Source organism: Streptomyces sp. RLA012, from assembly GCF_056270325.1.
On sequence record NZ_JBWDPA010000002.1, the window covers coordinates 5,823,066 to 5,840,916 of the forward strand.

Here is a 17,851-nt window from a genome sequence, read left to right on the forward strand (position 1 = left end):
AGCGCGGCGGTGTCCCGGTGGCCCTCAGCCGGCCGCCACAGTCAGCGGTGCAAAACGTCGTGTCCAGTCCCCGGGCAGCTCCGGGACTCCATGCGTCATCACCGTGTTGAAGCCGACGGACTCCAGGCCGCGTTCCTTCACCCACGACAACAGCTCTTCGTGCCGCACGTCGATATCGGTGCGCACCGGGCGGTCGGTGCGGGTGGCCAGGGAGGTGATGAGCGCCTTCGCCGTCTCCGTGTCACGGGCGATCAGCGGACCCACCACATGGGTGTGCGTGTTGGGCCAGGCGGCCGCGTATCCCGTGATCCGGCCGTTGTCCTCGGCGACGCGCAACTGGTCGGAGAAGGCGGGCAGCCGCGTGATCAGATGGGTGCGATCCGAGCCGAAGACCTCCGCGTCGAGCCGGAGGATTCTTGAGAGGTCCTCGGCGGTGGCCGGGCGCGTGGTGGCCTCGGGTTCCGGACCGCCGGGGACGAAGTGTCCACGGACCATCTCGGCGCGACCCGTGGCCTTGAAACCCAGCTCCTCGTAGAGCGGTCTGCCGAACGGTGTCGCATGAAGGGTCAGCGGGGTGGTGCCCATCTCTGCCACGACGTGCCGCATCAGTCGTCGTCCCACCCCCTGGCGCGCATGCCGCTCGGCTACCAGGACCATTCCGATCGCTCCCAGATCGGGCCTCCCCGGAGTTCCGTACTCCGTCACGACGCAAGCGGTGACGAGACCACCGTCGGGGTCGTCGATGCCGTAGCCCGTCCCTGCCGCGAGGAGCAGACCCCACTTGTGTTCCTCGCGGGGCCACCCCCGGTCCTCGGACAAGTCGGCGCAGGCGGTGAGATCGCGAGGCGTCAGGCGACGGATGGGCAGAACGGCGGGGGAAGGTGTGGACACGCAGGTCAGGCTGTCTGACATACACCTCTGACGTCCACCTGTTTGCCCTCGGACGTATGCGCTTTTGGCCATGCCGAGTCCCTTCGCGCAGCATGTGGACAGACGTTTCACGTGAAACAGCGGGCCGCGTTCCTGCCGCTAGCCTCGGTGCACATGGCACGACTTCATCTCTTCGACCTCGACGGAACGCTGCTGTACGGGAGTTCAGCGCCCCTGGAGATCTCGCGGCAGATCGGCCTGGAGGCCGAGACCATCGCGCTTGAGCAAGCGATCTCGGCAGGACGGATCGGCCCGCCGGAGTACGCCACGCAGGTGTACGCCTTGTGGGCCGATCTCACGGAGGAACATGTGGCGGCGGCCTTCGAGGGAGCGCCGTGGCTGTCCGGCATCGAAGACGTCTGGGCGGAGATCGGAGCCAACGGCGACTACTGCGCCGTCGTCTCGCTCTCGCCCTCCTTTTTCGTGGAGCGACTGACGGGGTGGGGTGCGCATGCGGCATTCGGTTCACGCTTCCCCGCCCTTCCCTTCGCCGAGCCCGTGGACCTCGCCGGCATTCTCAGTGCCGCGGCAAAAGTGCAGATCGCGGACCGGCTCTGTGAAGAGTTCGGTGTGAACCGGGCCGATTGTGTCGCCTACGGGGACTCGCTCTCGGACAAGGATCTGTTCGCGGCGGTGCCGCTATCCGTCGCGGTCAATGCGGATCGACATCTGGCAGGTCTTGCCACGCACTCCTACGTGGGACGTGACCTGTGGGATGCCTATGAATTGGTCCGACGCGCCCCGTAATTACGGTAATTGACGGTGGGAGCGCGCCCATTCGTGCTGAAGGAAGGCAGGGCTTGTGTGTGAGGCGACTGCCGGTATGGTCGACTCCGGTTCGCGTCCGCCGCGATGTATGCATGTCTCGTGGGGCACGAACGCAGGCCAATGCAGCCTAACGGGACGGAGAGATCGAAGAGCCGCATTTTCCGTTGTGCGAACGGGTGTTGACTCGGAGTGGGATGCTGCCGTGAGGGTAGTGCGGCCAATGTCACATTCTCGCCTTACTTGTCCGTAGAGAGCGGGAACCCGGGTTGAATATGGCGGCATTGGCCGGTGGGGGCTGAACGGGGGCAGGCAAGCAAGTCTTCTACGGGGGAAAGTAGGCATCTTCCGACCGCCGGAGGTGCGCAGACCGACCGAAAGATGTTCGAGGCGAGGCACACCATGGACGCTCCGACCACCACGTCGGCCGACAACGGCACTTCCGGAGGCAATGGCGGGGCCGGCTGGTTCACCCCGCGCAAGGAACCGGCGTCATCCGGCACAGAGCGGGAGCCCTCCGACGGTCGCCGTCTGGCAGCGATGCGCCCCGTAGGGCGGCCCGTGACGGGTCGGGGGACGGTGGAGCAGGAACGAATATCCTCGGCCGTGGAAGCAGCCCCGACTTCCCATGAGGCTCCGCCTGCCGAGACACCGCGCCCCGAACCGGAGCCTGCCCACGCATCCGTACGACCGCCGGCAGGTCCTGCCCGGCCCGACCACGGCGCTCCCCACTCCGCTGTCACCCCGGAGCAGTCCGTTCCTGAACGGGAGCGCAGGGAACTCCGGCGACAACAGCCCGGCCTCGACCCGGATCCCCGCGTGCCTGTCCAGGAGTACCGGGCGCCCGAGCCACGTGTGCCCGTCCAGGAGCACCGGTTGCCCGAGCCGCCCGCACCGCTTCCAACGTCGCGGTCGCCCGAGCCCGGGACGGCAGTTCAGGAGCCGCGGCTGCCGGCCCAGAGGTCTGTCCCCGTGCCGGAGCCGTCGCCCGACGCCGTGCTCATCCGCCGGACCATGGCCGAGGTCGGCCCCGTCGCCGACAAGGTGACGTCCTACTTCTACGCGCTGCTCTTCGTCCGCCACCCGGATCTGCGGCCGCTGTTCCCCGCGGCGATGGACACCCAGCGGGACCGGCTGCTCAAGGCGCTGCTGACCGCCGCCGAGCACATCGACAACACCCCGGTCCTCGTCGACTATCTGCAGAAGCTCGGTCGAGGACACCGCAAGTACGGCACCCGGCCCGAGCACTACCCGGCCGTCGGCGAGTGCCTCATCGGCTCGCTCAGCCGGTTCGCCTCGGCGATCTGGGACGCGGAGACCGAGGCTGCCTGGGTTCGCGCGTACACAACGATCTCCCAGGTCATGATCGACGCGGCCGCCTCGGACGAACTGCGTGCCCCGGCCTGGTGGTACGCCGAGGTCGTCGCACACGACCTGAGGACGCCGGACATCGCCGTCATCACCGTCCGCCCCGACCAGCCGTACCCCTTTCTCGCCGGGCAGTACATGAGCCTGGAGACCCCGTGGTGGCCGCGGATATGGCGGCACTACTCGTTCGCGTCGGCACCCCGGTCCGACGGGCTGCTGTCGTTCCATGTGAAGGCGGTTCCGGCGGGCTGGGTGTCCAACGCGCTGGTGCACCGCGCCCGCCCGGGCGACATCATCAGGCTGGGACCGCCGTCCGGATCGATGACCGTCGACCACACCACCGACAGCGGACTGCTCTGTCTGGGAGGCGGCACCGGCATCGCACCGATCAAGGCTCTGGTCGAGGATGTCGCCGATCATGGGGAGCGGCGCCCGGTCGAGGTCTTCTACGGCGCCCGCACGGATCACGACCTGTACGACATCGACACGATGCTGCGGCTGCAGCAGAGCCACCCGTGGCTTTCCGTGCGTCCGGTCGTCGACGGACAGGCTCATCTCCAGCTGCCGGACGCCGTGCGCGAGTACGGGCCGTGGAACGAGTACGACGCCTACCTCTCGGGTCCACCCGGCATGATCCGCAGCGGGGTGGACGCCTTGAAGGACGCCGGCATCCCGTCGGACCGCATACGCCACGACTCGGTCGAGGAGCTTGTCGCAGCCGGCGACTGACCGGGGCCGCTCGTTCGCGACAAGCCCCCACCGTGCACGTTCAGCCCAGGTCGGGTGCGTGCATCGCCCGGACGCCCTCGATGTTCCCGTCGAGATAGTGCCGCAGGGAGAGCGGCACGAGATGGACGGAGGCGATGCCGACCCGGGTGAACGGCACCCGCACGATCTCGTACTCGCCGCAGGGCTCGTCCATCTCAGGGCCGTGCCGCTGGGCTGGATCCATGGACTCCAGACGGCAGACGAAGAAGTGCTGCACCTTCACGCCGGTGGCGCCGCCGTCGTCGCCGATGTGTTCGACGGTGTCGACGAAGCAGGGCACCACATCGATGATCTTGGCGCCGAGTTCCTCGTGCACCTCGCGATGGAGCGCCTCGACGACAGTCGTGTCCTCCGGTTCGACCCCGCCACCAGGTGTGAGCCAGTAGGGATCGACGCCGGGTTTGGTGCGCTTGATCAGAATCAGGTCGTCACCATCGAGCAGGACGGCTCGGGCGGTGCGCTTGACCACGGGTCGGACGGTCATGGGAGAAATGTGGCCCGGCTGGTTCCACGTGAAACATCGTGGAGCCCCGAGGACCTCAGGAGGGGCCCAGGAGGCCACTGGGAGGACTCAGGGAGCTCTGGGAGTACTGGGGAGGTCTCAGGACCAGTCGGCTGCGGCACGCAGCAGCCAGTCGTGTGCACGCGCGATGTGCGGCATGGCCAGTGTGCCGGTGCGCACCACCAAGAAGTACGTCCGCAGCGGAGGCACCGCCGGATCGAGGAGTGAGACGACGTCGCCGCGCTCCAGTGCCTCGGCGCACAGATACCGGGGCAGTACCGCGAGCCCCGCGCCCGTGGCGGCGCAGGCGAGCACGGCACGCAGATCGGGGACGACGACGGTGCCCGAGGCTGCCGGGCGGGAGTCGAAGACAGACGCCCAGTAACGGGCGACGAGCGGCAGCGACTCGTGCACCTCGACCACGGGAAAGTTCTCCAGCGCCGGTGAACCCTTGCGGCGGAGCTTTCCGGGACCGATACGGGCGGCCCAGCGCGGGGCGGCGACCAGGACGTGTTCCTCGTCGCAGAGCGGAGTCGCGGTGAGCAGGGTGCCGCGCGGACGGGCCGTGGTGATGGCCAGATCATGATGTCCGGCGGCGAGTCCCTCCAGCGTCTCTTCGGCGTTCCCGAAGGAGGCGCGCAGTGCGAAGCCCTGGCCGTCCTCGCCGGTCAGCTCCGTCAGTGCGGGCAGCGCTCGCTCGGCGGTGAACTCCGGCGGTCCGGCGAGATGGAGGGTGCGTACTGACGAGTCCTCGTCGAGCCCTGTCTCGGCGATCTCCACCAGGGCGTCCAGATGCGGCGCGGCCTTGTGGGCGAGCTCGTCACCGATCGTCGTGGGGGTCACCCCACGGGCCTGGCGCAGAAAGAGCGGTCGGCCCAGCTGCTGCTCCAGGGTGCGGATCTGCGAGGTGACCGCAGGCTGCGAGAGACCGAGCAGCGCGGCGGCGCGGGTGAAGGAACCGGCCCGGTGCACGGTCACAAACGTGCGCAGCAGGGCCAGATCCATGGTGTCCCTCTCCTCCCGGCGCACCCGGCCGAGCCCCAACTATAAATAAGTCGATAGGTCGCTGTCGCTACTGTGATTGGACACTGACACAGAGTCAACTAGCCTTGTTCGCGCGGTTCTTCGCGCGCAGAACCGGGACGGTCCGAGCCACGAGGGGGGAGGCTCGGACCGTCCGTTGTACGTAGCGGGGGTACTGAGCGGACGGCCTGGATGTGTGCCGCAGCATACTCACCGGCCGTTCAGGAATGGGTCACTTCGCGGACTCGGCGAGCGCGCGAAGTACGTCCTCCACCAGGTCCTCGGGGTCCTCGGCGCCGGCCGAGAAGCGGATGAAGCCCTCCGGCACCGCGTCGCCGCCCCACCGGCCGCGCCGCTCGGCCGTCGATCGCACCCCGCCGAAACTGGTCGCGTCGTCCACCAGACGCAGGGCGTCGAGAAAACGCTCGGCACGTGCCCGCGTCGGCAGCGTGAAGGACACCACGCACCCGAAGCGCCGCATCTGCTGCGAGGCGATCTTGTGCGAGGGGTCGTCGGACAGCCCCGGATAGCGCAGCCCGGCCACCTCGGGCCGGCCCCGCAGCGCTTCGGCGATCGCCAGGGCGTTGGCGTTCTGCCGGTCGGCGCGCAGCTGGAGCGTGGCGAGGGAGCGGTGGGCCAGCCAGGCCTCCATGGGGCCGGGGATGGCTCCGACGATCTTCCGCCAGCGCCGCACGGGCGCCATCAGATCGGCGTCGCGTGCGGTGACGTACCCGAGGAGGATGTCGCCGTGCCCGGTGAGCATCTTGGTGCCGCTGGCCACGGAGAAGTCGGCGCCCAGCTCCAGCGGGCGCTGTCCGAGCGGGGTCGCCAGAGTGTTGTCGACGGCGACGAGGGTGCCCTGGGCGTGGGCCGCCGCGACGAGCCGTCGTACGTCGCACACGTCGAGCCCCGGGTTCGACGGGGTCTCGATCCACAGCAGCTTCGCGCCGTCGAGCACATCGAGCTGGGCGTTGCCGCCGGTCGGCGCGGTGCGCACCTCGATGCCGTACGCGGTGAGCTGCTCACGCACCAGCGGCAGCACCTGGTAGCCGTCGTCGGGCAGGACCACCACGTCTCCCGCGCGCAGCCGGGAGAAGAGCACCGCCGAGATGGCGGCCATCCCGGAGGGGAAGGCGAGCGTGGCGACACCGTCCTGCCCGGGCGCCTCCAGCTCGCCGATGGCGCGCTCCAGGAGCGTCCAGGTCGGGTTCTCGTCACGGCCGTAGGTGTACGGGCCGGTCGGATCGCCCGGCAGATGGAAGTGCGCGGCGAAGACCGGGCCCGGGAGCGTCGGCTCGTACTTGACAGGGTCGGGCAGGCCCGCCCGTACCGCTCGTGTGCCGTCGCCGCTCCCCGTGACGAAATCCCCTGACGTCATGCCGCGCGTCCCTCCAGTTCTTGCCGTACCGCGGTGAGCAGTCCTGGGCTCGCCGCCTCCACCATCTCAAGACACTCCTCGAAACCCTCCATGGGTCCGTAATACGGATCGGGAACGTCCAGGTCGTCGCCCGCGGCGGGGTCGTACGACCGCAGCAGCCGGACCTTCTCCGCGTCCTCGGGAGTGGGTGCGAGCCGGCGCAGGGCCTTGAGGTGGCCGGAGTCGAGGGCGATGACGAGGTCGAGACGGGAGAACCACGAGGCGTGGAACTGGCGGGCCGCATGACCGCTCTCGTAGGCCCCCGCCTCCAGCACGGCGACGGTACGGGAGTCCGCACCGTCGCCCTCGTGCCAGCCGTCGGTGCCCGCGCTGTCGACCTCGACCCGGCCCGCGAGTCCGGCCTCTTCTATCCGGGCACGGAAGACGGACTCGGCCATCGGGGAGCGGCAGATGTTGCCGGTGCAGACGAAACAGACGCGATAGGACATCGGACGCTCTCAGTCCTTGTCGCCGTCGGGCAGCACGACATTGAGCGCCCAGGACACGATCGAGATGATCAGGCCGCCCAGGACGGCGGTCCAGAAGCCCTCCACGTGGAAACTCAGGTCGAGTTTGTCGGCCAGCCATGACGTGAGCAGCAGCATCAGGGCATTGACCACAAGGGTGATCAAGCCCAGCGTAAGGATGAAGAGCGGGAAGGTCAGGACCTTCACGATCGGTTTGACCAGGAAGTTCACCAGACCGAAGACCAGTGCGACGAGCAGCAGCGTGCCGATCTTCTTGCCGGTGCTGTTTCCTGTCAGGGTGATCTTGTCGAGCAGCCACACGGCGATGGCCAGGGCCCCCGCGTTGGCGATCGTCTTGACTACGAAATTCTTCATGTGTCTGATCGTGACAGACGAGATCGACTGGCGAGTGGGGCTGTGGACACAGCCTGCGGAGCACGGGAGCGGACAAGGGCGATGAAGGCATTCCGGCTGGACGAACTGGAGGCGGAACGCGCCGCCAACGACGGTGCCTACCTGCAGTTCCTGCGCGAGCGGAACATGTCGGTCGGTCTGTACGCGCTCGACGCGGGTGAGCTGGATCCGCAGAAGCCGCACCAGCAGGACGAGGTGTACTTCGTCGTGAGCGGGCGGGCCGCGATCACGGTCGGTCTGGAGACCACCCAGGTGGCACGCGGCAGCGTCGTCTACGTACCCGCGGGGGTCGCCCACAAGTTCCACCACATCACCGAGGATCTGCGGGTTCTGGTGATGTTCTCTCCGCCCGAGAGCTGACGTCCGTCTCAGGGTTCCCTAGGGGAACGGTCAGGGGAGGACAAGGGGTGCGAGGCCCCCGTCGGACCGCCCTCGGCCCTAGCATCGAATGCAAGACATCAGAGAACCCGGAAGCAGAGTCCCGGACTTGGGACGACGGGCGAAGAGAGGCAAGGGTCAGGGCGATGCGAGAGATCTTCAACGGGATGCCGTGGTGGGTGAAGTGGATCGCGGTGCCGGTCATCGCTCTGGTCGTTTTCGGCACGGTGATCGTCAGTGTGCTCAGTGTCCTGATCGGTCTGCTTTTCAAGGTGCTGATCTTCGTGGCCCTCGTCGGCGGATTGATCTACGTGGTGCGGAAGTTCACGTCGAGTTCGTCGTCGCGAAGCGACTGGTGACACACCACCGGGTGAGCAACGGGTAACGGGCAGGTCGGAAAAGGGAACCCGAGGTTCCCTCGGCCGAGGGAAGTTTTCCGGTGAGGCCGTCAGCGGGCGGTGGCAGGCGGTTAAAGTCCGGAATTCGCCGCGGGGCCGACCCCCGCGCGGCAGCGCACACCCCCTCCCGTGTCCCCCCGCACGGGTGGTTCCCCTCGCGCTTCGGGAGTGCCCCTTGGCCACGGTTGACACCGCACCCGCAGAATCGCCCGCCCCACCCCTCCAGCGGTCCAGTGCTTCCACGGGGTCATGTCTTCCACCCGCCCAGCCACGTACCTCCCCCGCGGAGGCACGTGTTCCGCTGCCGGAGGCGCGCACTCCTGAGCTGGAGCCTGCCTCGTCGGAGCTGCATCCCACGACACTGATCGGCTCCGTGCAGCGGGCGATGCGGCTGCTGGAGGCCGTTGCCGCGCGCGAGCACGGCGCCCCCGCCAAGCAGCTTGCCCGCGAGGCCGGTCTCGCGCTGCCGACGGCGTACCACCTGCTGCGCACCCTGGTCCACGAGGGCTATCTGTGCCGGGAGAAGGGGCTGTTCTTCCTCGGTGAGGCCGCCGAGCGGCTGAGCAGCAGTGGAGCGCAGCAGAAACGTCGCAGCACGGTGAGTGACGCGCTCGCCCGGTGGCGCGACTCGATCGGTGTGCCCGTGTACTACGCGGTCTACCGCGAAGGCGAGATCGAGGTCATGTGCGTGGCCGACACCCCCGCGAATCCGGCGGTGGAGGAGTGGGCCGACTTCCGGGAGACCGGGCACGCCCATGCGATCGGCCAGTGCCTGCTGTCCCAACTCGACGAGAAGGCCCGCCGGGATCACCTCGACCGCTATCCGGTGCAGTCCATCACCCCCTACACGGTGCGTGACAGTGCCAGTCTGTTGCGGCGCCTGGAACGGACGGGGCGGATGGAACCCGTCATCGAGCGGCAGGAGTACGCGCTGGGCACGGTCTGCGCCGCGCTCCCCATCACGGCCGGCACCATTGCGGCCACAATGGCCATTTCTCTCCCTATTCACCAGGCCGATCGCCTGCTACCTGCGGCACGACAATTGCAAGGTGAGATCGGCAGACTACTTGGGACACTCGCGATCTCTATCAGCATCTGAAAACTCACTCCTTGTGATCTCTTGTGTACGTTGAGCAATATTTCAGCAGAGTCAGGGGGATGATTCCTGGCCAGTCGACGGCAAACGACGGGGTAGGCGATGCGCGAGTCGGTACAGGCAGAGGTCATGATGAGCTTCCTCGTGTCGGAGGAGCTCTCTTTCCGCATTCCGGTGGAGCTGCGATACGAGACCTGTGATCCCTACGCCGTGCGGCTCACCTTTCACTTGCCCGGCGACGCGCCTGTGACCTGGGCGTTCGGGCGGGAGCTGCTGATCGACGGCGTGGGTCGGCCGTGCGGCGACGGCGATGTGCATATCGCGCCGGCCGATCCGGAGGCATTCGGCGAGGTGCTGATCCGGCTCCAGGTGGGCGGCGACCACGCCCTGTTCCGGTCCGGGGCGGCGCCGCTCGTGGCGTTCCTCGACCGCACGGACAAGCTGGTGCCGCTGGGGCAGGAGCGTTCCCTCGCGGACTTCGACACCCATCTGGACGAGGCGCTCGACCGCATCCTGGCGGAGGAACAGAGCGCGGGCTGAAGGGCTGTCGCGCCCCCCAAGCCCCCCAAGTGGCGTAACGCTTCCTCATCGTGACACGGGCGGGCTTCAGTGCTTGCGGCGACGGCCCTTTCCACCGCGTGCCGGTGCCCTGCTCGCCATGGACTCCGCGGGGATGGCCGTACCCCCTGAATTCGCCGGATTCCCCGGGACCTCCGCACTGCCCGGACGGTCCGCCGAGACCACCAGCGCGGCCAGCGCGGTGGTCACCGGAACCGAGGCGACCAGACCGATCGAGCCGACCAGGGTGCGCACGATCTCCTCGGCGACCAGTTCGCTGTTGGCCACCGTGCCCACACTGCTCTGCGCGATCGAGAAGAGCAGCAGCAGCGGCAGCGCGGCGCCCGCGTACGCCAGGACGAGTGTGTTGACGACCGAGGCGATGTGGTCGCGGCCGATCCGGATGCCCGCGCGATACAGGCCGCGCCAGCCCATGGTGGGATTTGCCTCGTGCAGTTCCCAGACCGCCGATGTCTGGGTCACCGTCACATCGTCGAGGACACCGAGCGATCCGATGATGACGCCCGCGAGCAGCAGACCGCTCATGTCGATGGACGGGTACAGGCCGTGGATCAGCCCGGTGTTGTCGTCCGTGTTGCCGGTGAGCGCCGCCCAGCCGATGAACCCCGAACCGAGTACACCGATCAGCACCAGCGAAAGCAGTGTGCCGAGCACCGCCACCGACGTACGGGCCGAGAGACCGTGGCACATGTAGAGCGCGATCAGCATGATGGCGCTCGCCCCGACCACCGCCACGATCAGCGGGTTCGAGCCCTGCAGGATCGCGGGCAGGATGAAGAGCGTCAGGATCAGGAAGCTGACGGCCAGCGCGACCAGCGCCATGACGCCGCGCATCCGGCCCACCACCACGACGACCAGTGCGAAGATTCCGGCGAGCAGCGCCATCGGGAACTTACGGTTCACGTCGGTCACCGAGTACTGCAGATCCCTGGGTGCGGAGGGCTCGTAGGCGACCACGACCTTCTCGCCCTGGTGCAACTGCCGTGACTGGTCCGGCTGCACGATCTCCGTGAACGTACGGCCCTTGTCCTTGCCGGTGTCGACCCGGATCGTCGCCTTCTTGCAGTCGCCGGTCGCCTGTTGCTGCGCGGAGGAGCCCTCGGCGGTGGACGTGTCGCCGGTCGGGGTCTCCCCCGAGGCGTTCACGGACTTGCAGTCGACCTTGTCGACCTTGTCGACCGTGGCCTGCTGGGTCTGCCGGTCGAAGCCGACGCCGGTGCGCTCGTGGGACGGGGCGCCGCCGGGCCAGAGAACCGCGAGCCCCACAACGACCGCGGCGGCGAAGGGGATCAGAATGGCGGCGATCACCTTGCGCAGGTGCTTGGAGACGGGCGTGGCGGGGCCGTGACTGTGACTGTGCGAGTGGCCCTGCCCGTGGCCGTCCCCGGAACCGTGTCCCTCCCCGCGCCCGTGTTCGTCTCCGGGCCCGTGCCCATCTCCGGAACCGTGGCCGTGTCCGTCTCCATGCCCGTCTCCGGGCCCGTGGCCGTGCCCACGTCCGTCACCCGGACCGGGCCCGTGGCCGCCTCCGGACCCGGGGCCGTGGCCACCGCCCGGCCCAGGTCCCTGCCCGCCTCCGGAGCCGTACCCATGGCCGTCCCTGGGGCCGGGGCGGCGCGGAGGCTCGGACGGCGGGAACGGGGGCTGATGCGTTGTGGTCACCGCCCGATCATCGCAAGAACGCCGAGGGCCCTCTGTTCACCGCGCCAGATATGACGCTAGCGTGGAGGCACCTTTGCACACGCGGGAGCTCGGAGCACCGGGCTGAGAGGGCGCTGACCTCCGTCTTCGCGATGTTTCACGTGGAACGAGCGATGTTTCACCAGAGACGTCTGCAGACGGAAGCCGCTGCGTCGACCGCTGAACCTGTTACCGGGTAATGCCGGCGTAGGGAGTAGGTCTCATGACCGACAAAGACGTACGCACGCCTGCCTCCAGTCAGACGGACGGAGATCCTTCTGTGGCCGAGGCCGAGGACGAACAGCCGCAGAGGGCCGGGAAATCCATCGGCTGGCACAAGGCATACGTCGAGGGCTCGCGCCCCGATCTGCGGGTGCCGGTCCGTCAGGTGCACCTCACCAACGGGCAGTCCGTCACGCTGTACGACACCTCCGGCCCGTACACCGACCCGACCGTCGCCACCGACGTACGCAGGGGTCTCGTACCGCTGCGCGAGAACTGGATCATCGCCCGCGGTGACACCGAGGAGTACGCGGGCCGTCCCGTCCGTCCCGAGGACGACGGGGTCAAGCGCACCTCGCCGCGCGGGGGGCTCCGCAACCTCGACGCGGTCTTCCCGGGGCGGCCGCGCCAGCCGCGCCGGGGCAGGCCCGGAGAGGCGGTCACCCAGCTCGCGTATGCCCGCCGCGGCGAGGTCACACCCGAGATGGAGTTCGTGGCGGTCCGCGAGAAGGTCGACCCCGAGGTCGTCCGCGAGGAGATCGCCGCCGGCCGTGCCGTGCTGCCCGCGAACGTCAACCACCCGGAGATCGAGCCGATGATCATCGGCAAGCGGTTCCTGGTGAAGGTCAACGCCAACATCGGCAACTCGGCCGTGACGTCCTCCATCGAGGAGGAGGTCGAGAAGATGACCTGGGCGACCCGCTGGGGCGCCGACACGGTCATGGACCTGTCCACCGGGCGCAACATCCACACCACGCGGGAGTGGGTGCTGCGCAACTCCCCCGTCCCCATCGGCACGGTGCCGCTCTACCAGGCGCTGGAGAAGGTCGACGGCCGTGCCGAGGAGCTGACCTGGGAGATCTACAAGGACACGGTCATGGAGCAGGCCGAGCAGGGTGTGGACTACATGACCGTCCACGCGGGCGTACGCCTTCCCTATGTGCCCCTCACCGCGAACCGCAAGACCGGCATCGTCTCGCGCGGCGGCTCGATCATGGCCGCCTGGTGCCTAGCGCACCACAAGGAATCGTTCCTGTACGAGAACTTCGAGGAGCTCTGCGAGATCCTCGCGGTGTACGACGTCACCTACTCGCTGGGCGACGGTCTGCGGCCCGGCTCGATCGCGGACGCCAACGACGCGGCGCAGTTCGCGGAGTTGCGGACGCTCGGGGAACTCAACACGATCGCGAAGCGTTTTCACGTACAGACGATGATCGAGGGCCCGGGACATGTCCCGATGCACAAGATCAAGGAGAACATCGACCTTCAGCAGGAGATCTGTGATGAAGCTCCGTTCTATACGCTCGGCCCGCTGACGACGGACGTCGCGCCGGCGTACGACCACATCACCTCCGGCATCGGTGCCGCGATGATCGCCTGGTGGGGCACGGCCATGCTCTGCTATGTCACGCCCAAGGAGCACTTGGGCCTGCCCAACCGTGACGACGTCAAGACCGGCGTCATCACCTACAAGATCGCCGCCCACGCAGCCGACCTCGCCAAGGGGCACCCAGGTGCGCAGGAATGGGATGACGCGCTGTCCGACGCCCGCTTCGAGTTCCGGTGGGAGGACCAGTTCAACCTGGCCCTCGACCCGGACACGGCACGGGAGTTCCACGACGAGACGTTGCCGGCCGAGCCCGCCAAGACGGCGCACTTCTGTTCCATGTGCGGCCCGAAGTTCTGCTCGATGAAGATCAGCCAAGGCATCGCAGAGCGGTTCGGCGGTGCGGCGGCCGAGGGAGCGTCGCCGGAAGAGGTCGCTGAGGGGATGCTCCAGAAGTCCAAGGAGTTCGCGGCCGCGGGCAACCGGGTCTATCTGCCGCTCGCCGACTGAGGCGCACGGACGCGGTGCGTCGTGTGTGGAGCCGGGCTTTCGTGGCGGCCCGGGGCCGTTCGATGCGTACGTATGCGCATCGGACGGCCCCGGGACCGGGTTCTCTCGGCAGACTGGGCGCATGACGTCGACATCCATGAGCAAGGGCGCCAATCTTCCCGTCGCCGCCGGGGCGGTGCAGGCCGTGCTCGGCTGGAGAGGAGGGACCGGTGCGCCGGACGCGGATGCCTCGGCGCTCCTGCTCGGTGCGGGGGGACGGGTGCGGGACGACGGGGACTTCGTCTTCTACAACCAGCCGCAGCATGCCTCCCGCGCCGTGCGGCATCTCGGGAAGCGGCGGGACGGCGATGCCACGACGGACACGGTCGAGGTGGACCTGCGCTCCCTGGAACCGGAGATCGAGCGGGTCGTGCTGTGTGCCTCGGCCGACGGCGGCACCTTCGGCGAGCTGTCCGGACTGACGCTGAGACTGCTCGACGCCGGGACGCAGCAGGAGTTCGCGCACTTCGAGATGGAGGCCACGACGGAGACGGCGTTCATCGGGGGCGAGCTGTATCTGCGCGGCGGTCAGTGGAAGTTCCGCGCGGTCGGACAGGGGTATGCGTCCGGACTCGCGGGGCTGGCCACCGACTTCGGCATCAGCGTGGAGTCCGACGAGGCGGGTGGCGCCGCGTCGGAGCCGACGGCCGCGCCCACGGTGACGCCGACCCGGCCGCTTCCGGGGCAGGCCGCGCAGACGCCTGTCGCGCCGCCTGCGGCCGCGCCGGTGGTCACGTCGGCCCCGGTCTCCCCACCCGCTCCGCAGGCTCTCCCGGCGCCCTCCCCACGCCTCGGCAAGGGCGAGGAGCGGCTCCCCGTCGACATGCGCAAGCGGCTGTCCCTGCGCAAGGAGCAGGTGGCGGTCAGTCTGCGGAAGCACGGCGCGGCGGGGATCACGGCGCGTGTCGTGCTGATCCTCGACGCCTCCGGCTCCATGTCCTTCCTGTATGCGAAGGGTGTCGTGGCCGATGTGGTGGAGCGGATGGCCGCGGTGGCGGCCCAGTTGGACGACGACGGTGTGATGCAGGCGTGGACGTTCGCCTCGCATGCGGCCCGGCTGCCGGATCTGAGCCTGGGCGAGTTGCCCGAGTGGCTCGGGCTTCATGTCCGGGTCGGTGAGCTGAGCCTGTTCCGGCGGAGCAAGAAGCCGCGGAAGGGACTGCTCCCGGGGCAGGTGGACATGCGGGCCGTCGGTATCCAGAACGAGGAGCAGAAGGCGATCGCCGAGGTACGCACATATGTGCGAGAGCACCCGGCCGCCGATCCCACACTGGTGCTGTTCTTCTCCGACGGAGGGGTCTATCGCAACAAGGAGATCGAGCAGGAGCTGCGGGCAGCGGTGGAGGAGCCGATCTTCTGGCAGTTCGTGGGCCTGGGGCGGTCCGACTACGGCGTGCTGGAGCGGTTCGACGTGCTGCCGGGCCGACGCGTCGACAACGTCGGCTTCTTCGCCGTGGACGACATCAGCGGCGTACCGGATCCGGAACTGTACGACCGGCTGCTCTCCCAGTTCCCGGCCTGGGTGACGGCAGCCCGGCGGATCGGCATCATCTGACGGCGCTCGCCAGGGACCGTACGAACGTGTGCGGGGCAGGCGCAGGTGAGGCCGCACGCCGTGTCGGCGCGGGCGCCGGTCAGGGCCCACGCCGTATCGGCGCAGGCCCTTCCTCTCGTCACCCGGGTGTCGGCCCCTCGGGTGTCACTCCGGCTGGTGCTCCGGACCTCCGAAGTCCGGGCTGGTGAAGTCCGGGCTGCTGAAGCTCGGCCGGGGGCCCGCCGCGGGACCGCCGTCCGGGCTGCTGAACCCTGGTCGGTTGTAACCGAGGTGGGGAATGCGGCCGGTGGTCGGCGTCGGTGACGGCCGGCCCAGTACCGCCGTGCCCGGATCGGCGAGGGCCTCCCGGAGGAACGGCATGATGCCGCGCTCCAGCAGGGCCTCGCGCCAGGCTTCCCTGGCCCGGTCCACCTCTTCGTTCAGCTCGCCGTGGGCTCCGGCCTGGAGCGAGGACGAACCGTTGCGCAGTGCGGTGAGCAGCAGCCCGACCGCGGCGACCAGGATCGCGGCCGCCGTGACCGCGCCGAAGACCCACCCGGTGGTCAGGAGGGTCTCGGCGAAGGCCAGCTCGGGGGTGAGCACCTTGAGGATGAAGCCCACGAGCAGGAAGATCGCCGCGGCTGTCCCGGCGAGGACGGGGGCGAGCACCGCGACGACGGCAATCGCGCCGGCTCCGGCGGTCTCGGTGACCTCTCCCATGGTGGTGGCGAGCCCCACCGTGGTCGTGCCCGGCTCCATGGAGCCGGCCTCTTCGGTCACGGATGGGGTGGACGGCGCCGGGTGGCGCAGTTCCTCGCGGACCTTCACGTAGTGCGCGTACTCGGTCGCCGCGGCCACCGTGATGAGTGCGGTGGCGTTGAGCGCCATGGTGCGCAGCTGTTCGGGGTTGAGCCGCTTGCCGACGGCGGCGAGTTCCGGGTGGTGTGGGGCGGAGCGCAGCGCCTCATCGAGGATCCGCTCGTATTCCTGGCGGTCCTCACTCAACAGGTGCTGCGGAACGCTGTTCATGTGCATCCCCCGATGCTCCGTAGGGCTGGTGGCTCGCACGCTGACGAGCCGTCGGGCAGAAACGGAGGGGAGCCTGCTACGGATAAGCCGATGGTAGAGCGGTGACGGCACGCCGTGACAGGGGGTTTCCAGAAATTGCCCCCTGGCCAGCGCGGTCCCCCGTGGGGGACGCCTGCCCGAAGAACGCTCAGCTATCCAGGGGCAGTTGCCGGACCAGCAGTTTTCCGGCCATGGTCACTCCGCCGTCCATCGCGATGGCCAGCCCGTCGGCGTAAAGATGTGGTTCCTCGACCACGGGGGTCGGGTTGTCCTCGCCCTCTTCCGAGCCGACCTCGCCCAGGAGGTACGGGATGGGGCTGTGGCCATGGACGATGCGTGTGCCGCCGTAGGTGTCCAGCAGGGACAGGACGGCTTCGGCGCCGTCGTCGCGGAAGGCGAAGCGCTTGGTGAACTTCCGGAAGAGGTCCCAGCACTCGTCGGCGTCGTTGCGCGTGAGGGTTTCGCGGATGGTGTCGTTGACCGCTTCGATCGAGTCGCCGTAGTCGAGATAGGCGGTGGTGTCGGAGTGCACCAGAAGGTGCCCGTCGACCTGTTCCATGGCGTCCAGGCGGGACATCCACTGCAGGTGGTGGTCCTGGAGGCGGTCCATGTCGGTCTTCTGGCCGCCGTTGAGCAGCCAGGCGGCCTGGAAGGTGGCGGTGCCCGCGCCGGAGTGGACGGGGGTGTCGCCGAACCGCTTGGCGCCGAGCAGCAGCAGTTCGTGGTTGCCCATGAGCGCCTTGCAGTAGCCGCCGGCCGCGGCCGCCTCGGCGGACAGCCGCATCACGAGGTCGATCACCCCGATACCGTCCGGGCCGCGGTCGGTGAAGTCGCCGAGGAACCACAGGCGCGCGGTCCCCGCGGACCAGTTGCCCGCCGCGTCGATGAGGCCCTGCTCCTGGAGCGCGGCGACCAGCTGGTCGAGATAGCCGTGCACGTCGCCGACGACGAACAGCGGACCCGGCCCGTCGGTGGGCTGCGGGGCGGGCACGGCCTCGGGGTCGATGACGACCTGGACCGTGTCGCCCCGGTTGATGATGGGCAGATCGCGCCGCGTGGGCGTGTAGCCCTCGGGCTCCTCGGCGGGTCCCGCACTTTCGCCGAGAGCCGTGCTCGGCGCGTACGGACCGGTCTCGTGGACGTACGCGGGCACCCGGAAGTCGCGCAACGTCTCCGTCCGCACCGCCTCGGGTCCCTGACCGGCCCCCTGAGTCATCGACCCCTCCACCACCATCGCGCCGCATCTGCACCGGATCGGACTGCCTGGTCGCAGCGGCCCGCGGTGTCGTGGGCCCATCATAGGAATGCGGATCGCGCCATGTGGTGACCCAGGGGTGGTGAATCGGAGCAGGAGCCCTGTTCACTG

17 protein-coding genes are annotated in these 17,851 nt (G+C 68.7%); 8 read left to right on the forward strand and 9 right to left on the reverse strand.

Annotation, left to right across the window (positions count from 1 at the left end; translation table 11 throughout):
- Positions 1–24: 24 nt before the first annotated feature.
- Positions 25–891: a GNAT family N-acetyltransferase gene (locus tag RV986_RS26580; RefSeq protein WP_475919801.1), complete on the reverse strand. Its 867-nt coding sequence runs from the start codon at positions 889–891 to the stop codon at positions 25–27.
- A gap of 153 nt (positions 892–1,044) precedes the next feature.
- Between RV986_RS26580 and RV986_RS26585 the strand changes: the two genes are divergently transcribed.
- Together RV986_RS26585 and RV986_RS26590 are read left to right on the forward strand one after the other, a co-directional pair.
- Positions 1,045–1,677, forward strand: coding sequence for an HAD family hydrolase (locus tag RV986_RS26585; protein ID WP_475919802.1), 633 nt, complete (start codon positions 1,045–1,047; stop codon positions 1,675–1,677).
- 399 nt (positions 1,678–2,076) lie between these two features.
- Complete coding sequence (locus RV986_RS26590; protein ID WP_475919803.1) at positions 2,077–3,792, forward strand: globin domain-containing protein; 1,716 nt, start codon at positions 2,077–2,079, stop codon at positions 3,790–3,792.
- A 40-nt stretch (positions 3,793–3,832) separates the two neighbouring features.
- On the opposite strand, the gene RV986_RS26595 is transcribed toward RV986_RS26590, so the two are convergent.
- The 5 genes from RV986_RS26595 to RV986_RS26615 form a co-directional block, all read right to left on the reverse strand.
- On the reverse strand, positions 3,833–4,315 hold the full coding sequence (locus RV986_RS26595; protein ID WP_475919804.1) for an NUDIX domain-containing protein: 483 nt from the start codon (positions 4,313–4,315) through the stop codon (positions 3,833–3,835).
- Between the two features lie 117 nt (positions 4,316–4,432).
- On the reverse strand, positions 4,433–5,338 hold the full coding sequence (locus RV986_RS26600; RefSeq protein WP_475919805.1) for a LysR family transcriptional regulator: 906 nt from the start codon (positions 5,336–5,338) through the stop codon (positions 4,433–4,435).
- A gap of 250 nt (positions 5,339–5,588) precedes the next feature.
- Positions 5,589–6,734, reverse strand: a complete 1,146-nt coding sequence (locus RV986_RS26605) for a cystathionine gamma-lyase (protein WP_475919806.1) — start codon at positions 6,732–6,734, stop codon at positions 5,589–5,591.
- Positions 6,731–7,222 carry a low molecular weight protein-tyrosine-phosphatase gene (locus RV986_RS26610; protein ID WP_475919807.1) on the reverse strand — a complete coding sequence of 164 codons (492 nt, stop codon included), beginning with the start codon at positions 7,220–7,222 and terminating at the stop codon, positions 6,731–6,733. The genes RV986_RS26605 and RV986_RS26610 overlap by 4 nt, the downstream gene beginning before the upstream one ends.
- 9 nt (positions 7,223–7,231) lie before the next feature.
- A complete protein-coding gene (locus tag RV986_RS26615) occupies positions 7,232–7,615 on the reverse strand; it encodes a phage holin family protein (RefSeq protein WP_475919808.1) in 384 nt (127 codons plus the stop codon).
- 81 nt (positions 7,616–7,696) lie between these two features.
- On the opposite strand from RV986_RS26615, the gene RV986_RS26620 reads away from it, so the two are divergent.
- From RV986_RS26620 to RV986_RS26635, 4 genes are all read left to right on the forward strand, one after another.
- Positions 7,697–8,014 (forward strand): cupin domain-containing protein, encoded by a 318-nt coding sequence (locus tag RV986_RS26620; RefSeq protein WP_475919809.1) that lies wholly within the window; start codon positions 7,697–7,699, stop codon positions 8,012–8,014.
- Positions 8,015–8,178: 164 nt separating this feature from the next.
- The gene (locus RV986_RS26625; RefSeq protein ID WP_475919810.1) at positions 8,179–8,391 is read left to right on the forward strand and encodes a DUF5326 family protein; all 213 of its coding nucleotides are present in this window, start codon (positions 8,179–8,181) and stop codon (positions 8,389–8,391) included.
- A 340-nt stretch (positions 8,392–8,731) separates the two neighbouring features.
- Positions 8,732–9,529, forward strand: a complete 798-nt coding sequence (locus RV986_RS26630; RefSeq protein ID WP_475924439.1) for an IclR family transcriptional regulator — start codon at positions 8,732–8,734, stop codon at positions 9,527–9,529.
- Positions 9,530–9,628: 99 nt separating this feature from the next.
- Positions 9,629–10,066 (forward strand): SsgA family sporulation/cell division regulator, encoded by a 438-nt coding sequence (locus RV986_RS26635; RefSeq protein WP_356798107.1) that lies wholly within the window; start codon positions 9,629–9,631, stop codon positions 10,064–10,066.
- Between the two features lie 66 nt (positions 10,067–10,132).
- Here RV986_RS26635 and RV986_RS26640 read toward each other — a convergent pair whose 3' ends face one another.
- The gene (locus RV986_RS26640) at positions 10,133–11,767 is read right to left on the reverse strand and encodes a YibE/F family protein (protein WP_475919811.1); all 1,635 of its coding nucleotides are present in this window, start codon (positions 11,765–11,767) and stop codon (positions 10,133–10,135) included.
- Positions 11,768–12,008: 241 nt separating this feature from the next.
- On the opposite strand from RV986_RS26640, the gene thiC reads away from it, so the two are divergent.
- Positions 12,009–13,844 carry a phosphomethylpyrimidine synthase ThiC gene (gene thiC, locus RV986_RS26645; RefSeq protein WP_475919812.1) on the forward strand — a complete coding sequence of 612 codons (1,836 nt, stop codon included), beginning with the start codon at positions 12,009–12,011 and terminating at the stop codon, positions 13,842–13,844.
- A 121-nt stretch (positions 13,845–13,965) separates the two neighbouring features.
- Positions 13,966–15,438, forward strand: a complete 1,473-nt coding sequence (locus tag RV986_RS26650; protein WP_475919813.1) for a VWA domain-containing protein — start codon at positions 13,966–13,968, stop codon at positions 15,436–15,438.
- 144 nt (positions 15,439–15,582) lie between these two features.
- On the opposite strand, the gene RV986_RS26655 is transcribed toward RV986_RS26650, so the two are convergent.
- Both RV986_RS26655 and RV986_RS26660 read right to left on the reverse strand, forming a co-directional pair.
- Positions 15,583–16,452 carry a hypothetical protein gene (locus tag RV986_RS26655; protein WP_475919814.1) on the reverse strand — a complete coding sequence of 290 codons (870 nt, stop codon included), beginning with the start codon at positions 16,450–16,452 and terminating at the stop codon, positions 15,583–15,585.
- A gap of 181 nt (positions 16,453–16,633) precedes the next feature.
- Positions 16,634–17,701, reverse strand: coding sequence for a metallophosphoesterase (locus tag RV986_RS26660; RefSeq protein WP_475919815.1), 1,068 nt, complete (start codon positions 17,699–17,701; stop codon positions 16,634–16,636).
- Positions 17,702–17,851: the final 150 nt, after the last annotated feature.

Coding starts and splice junctions, on each gene's coding strand:
- RV986_RS26585 (WP_475919802.1), top strand. CDS start 1,045: ATGGCACGACTTCATCTCTTCGACCTCGACGGAACGCTGCTGTACGGG.
- RV986_RS26590 (WP_475919803.1), top strand. CDS start 2,077: ATGTTCGAGGCGAGGCACACCATGGACGCTCCGACCACCACGTCGGCC.
- RV986_RS26595 (WP_475919804.1), bottom strand. CDS start 4,315: ATGACCGTCCGACCCGTGGTCAAGCGCACCGCCCGAGCCGTCCTGCTC.
- RV986_RS26600 (WP_475919805.1), bottom strand. CDS start 5,338: ATGGATCTGGCCCTGCTGCGCACGTTTGTGACCGTGCACCGGGCCGGT.
- RV986_RS26605 (WP_475919806.1), bottom strand. CDS start 6,734: ATGACGTCAGGGGATTTCGTCACGGGGAGCGGCGACGGCACACGAGCG.
- RV986_RS26610 (WP_475919807.1), bottom strand. CDS start 7,222: ATGTCCTATCGCGTCTGTTTCGTCTGCACCGGCAACATCTGCCGCTCC.
- RV986_RS26615 (WP_475919808.1), bottom strand. CDS start 7,615: ATGAAGAATTTCGTAGTCAAGACGATCGCCAACGCGGGGGCCCTGGCC.
- RV986_RS26620 (WP_475919809.1), top strand. CDS start 7,697: ATGAAGGCATTCCGGCTGGACGAACTGGAGGCGGAACGCGCCGCCAAC.
- RV986_RS26625 (WP_475919810.1), top strand. CDS start 8,179: ATGCGAGAGATCTTCAACGGGATGCCGTGGTGGGTGAAGTGGATCGCG.
- RV986_RS26635 (WP_356798107.1), top strand. CDS start 9,629: ATGCGCGAGTCGGTACAGGCAGAGGTCATGATGAGCTTCCTCGTGTCG.
- thiC (WP_475919812.1), top strand. CDS start 12,009: ATGACCGACAAAGACGTACGCACGCCTGCCTCCAGTCAGACGGACGGA.
- RV986_RS26650 (WP_475919813.1), top strand. CDS start 13,966: ATGACGTCGACATCCATGAGCAAGGGCGCCAATCTTCCCGTCGCCGCC.
- RV986_RS26655 (WP_475919814.1), bottom strand. CDS start 16,452: ATGCACATGAACAGCGTTCCGCAGCACCTGTTGAGTGAGGACCGCCAG.
- RV986_RS26660 (WP_475919815.1), bottom strand. CDS start 17,701: ATGACTCAGGGGGCCGGTCAGGGACCCGAGGCGGTGCGGACGGAGACG.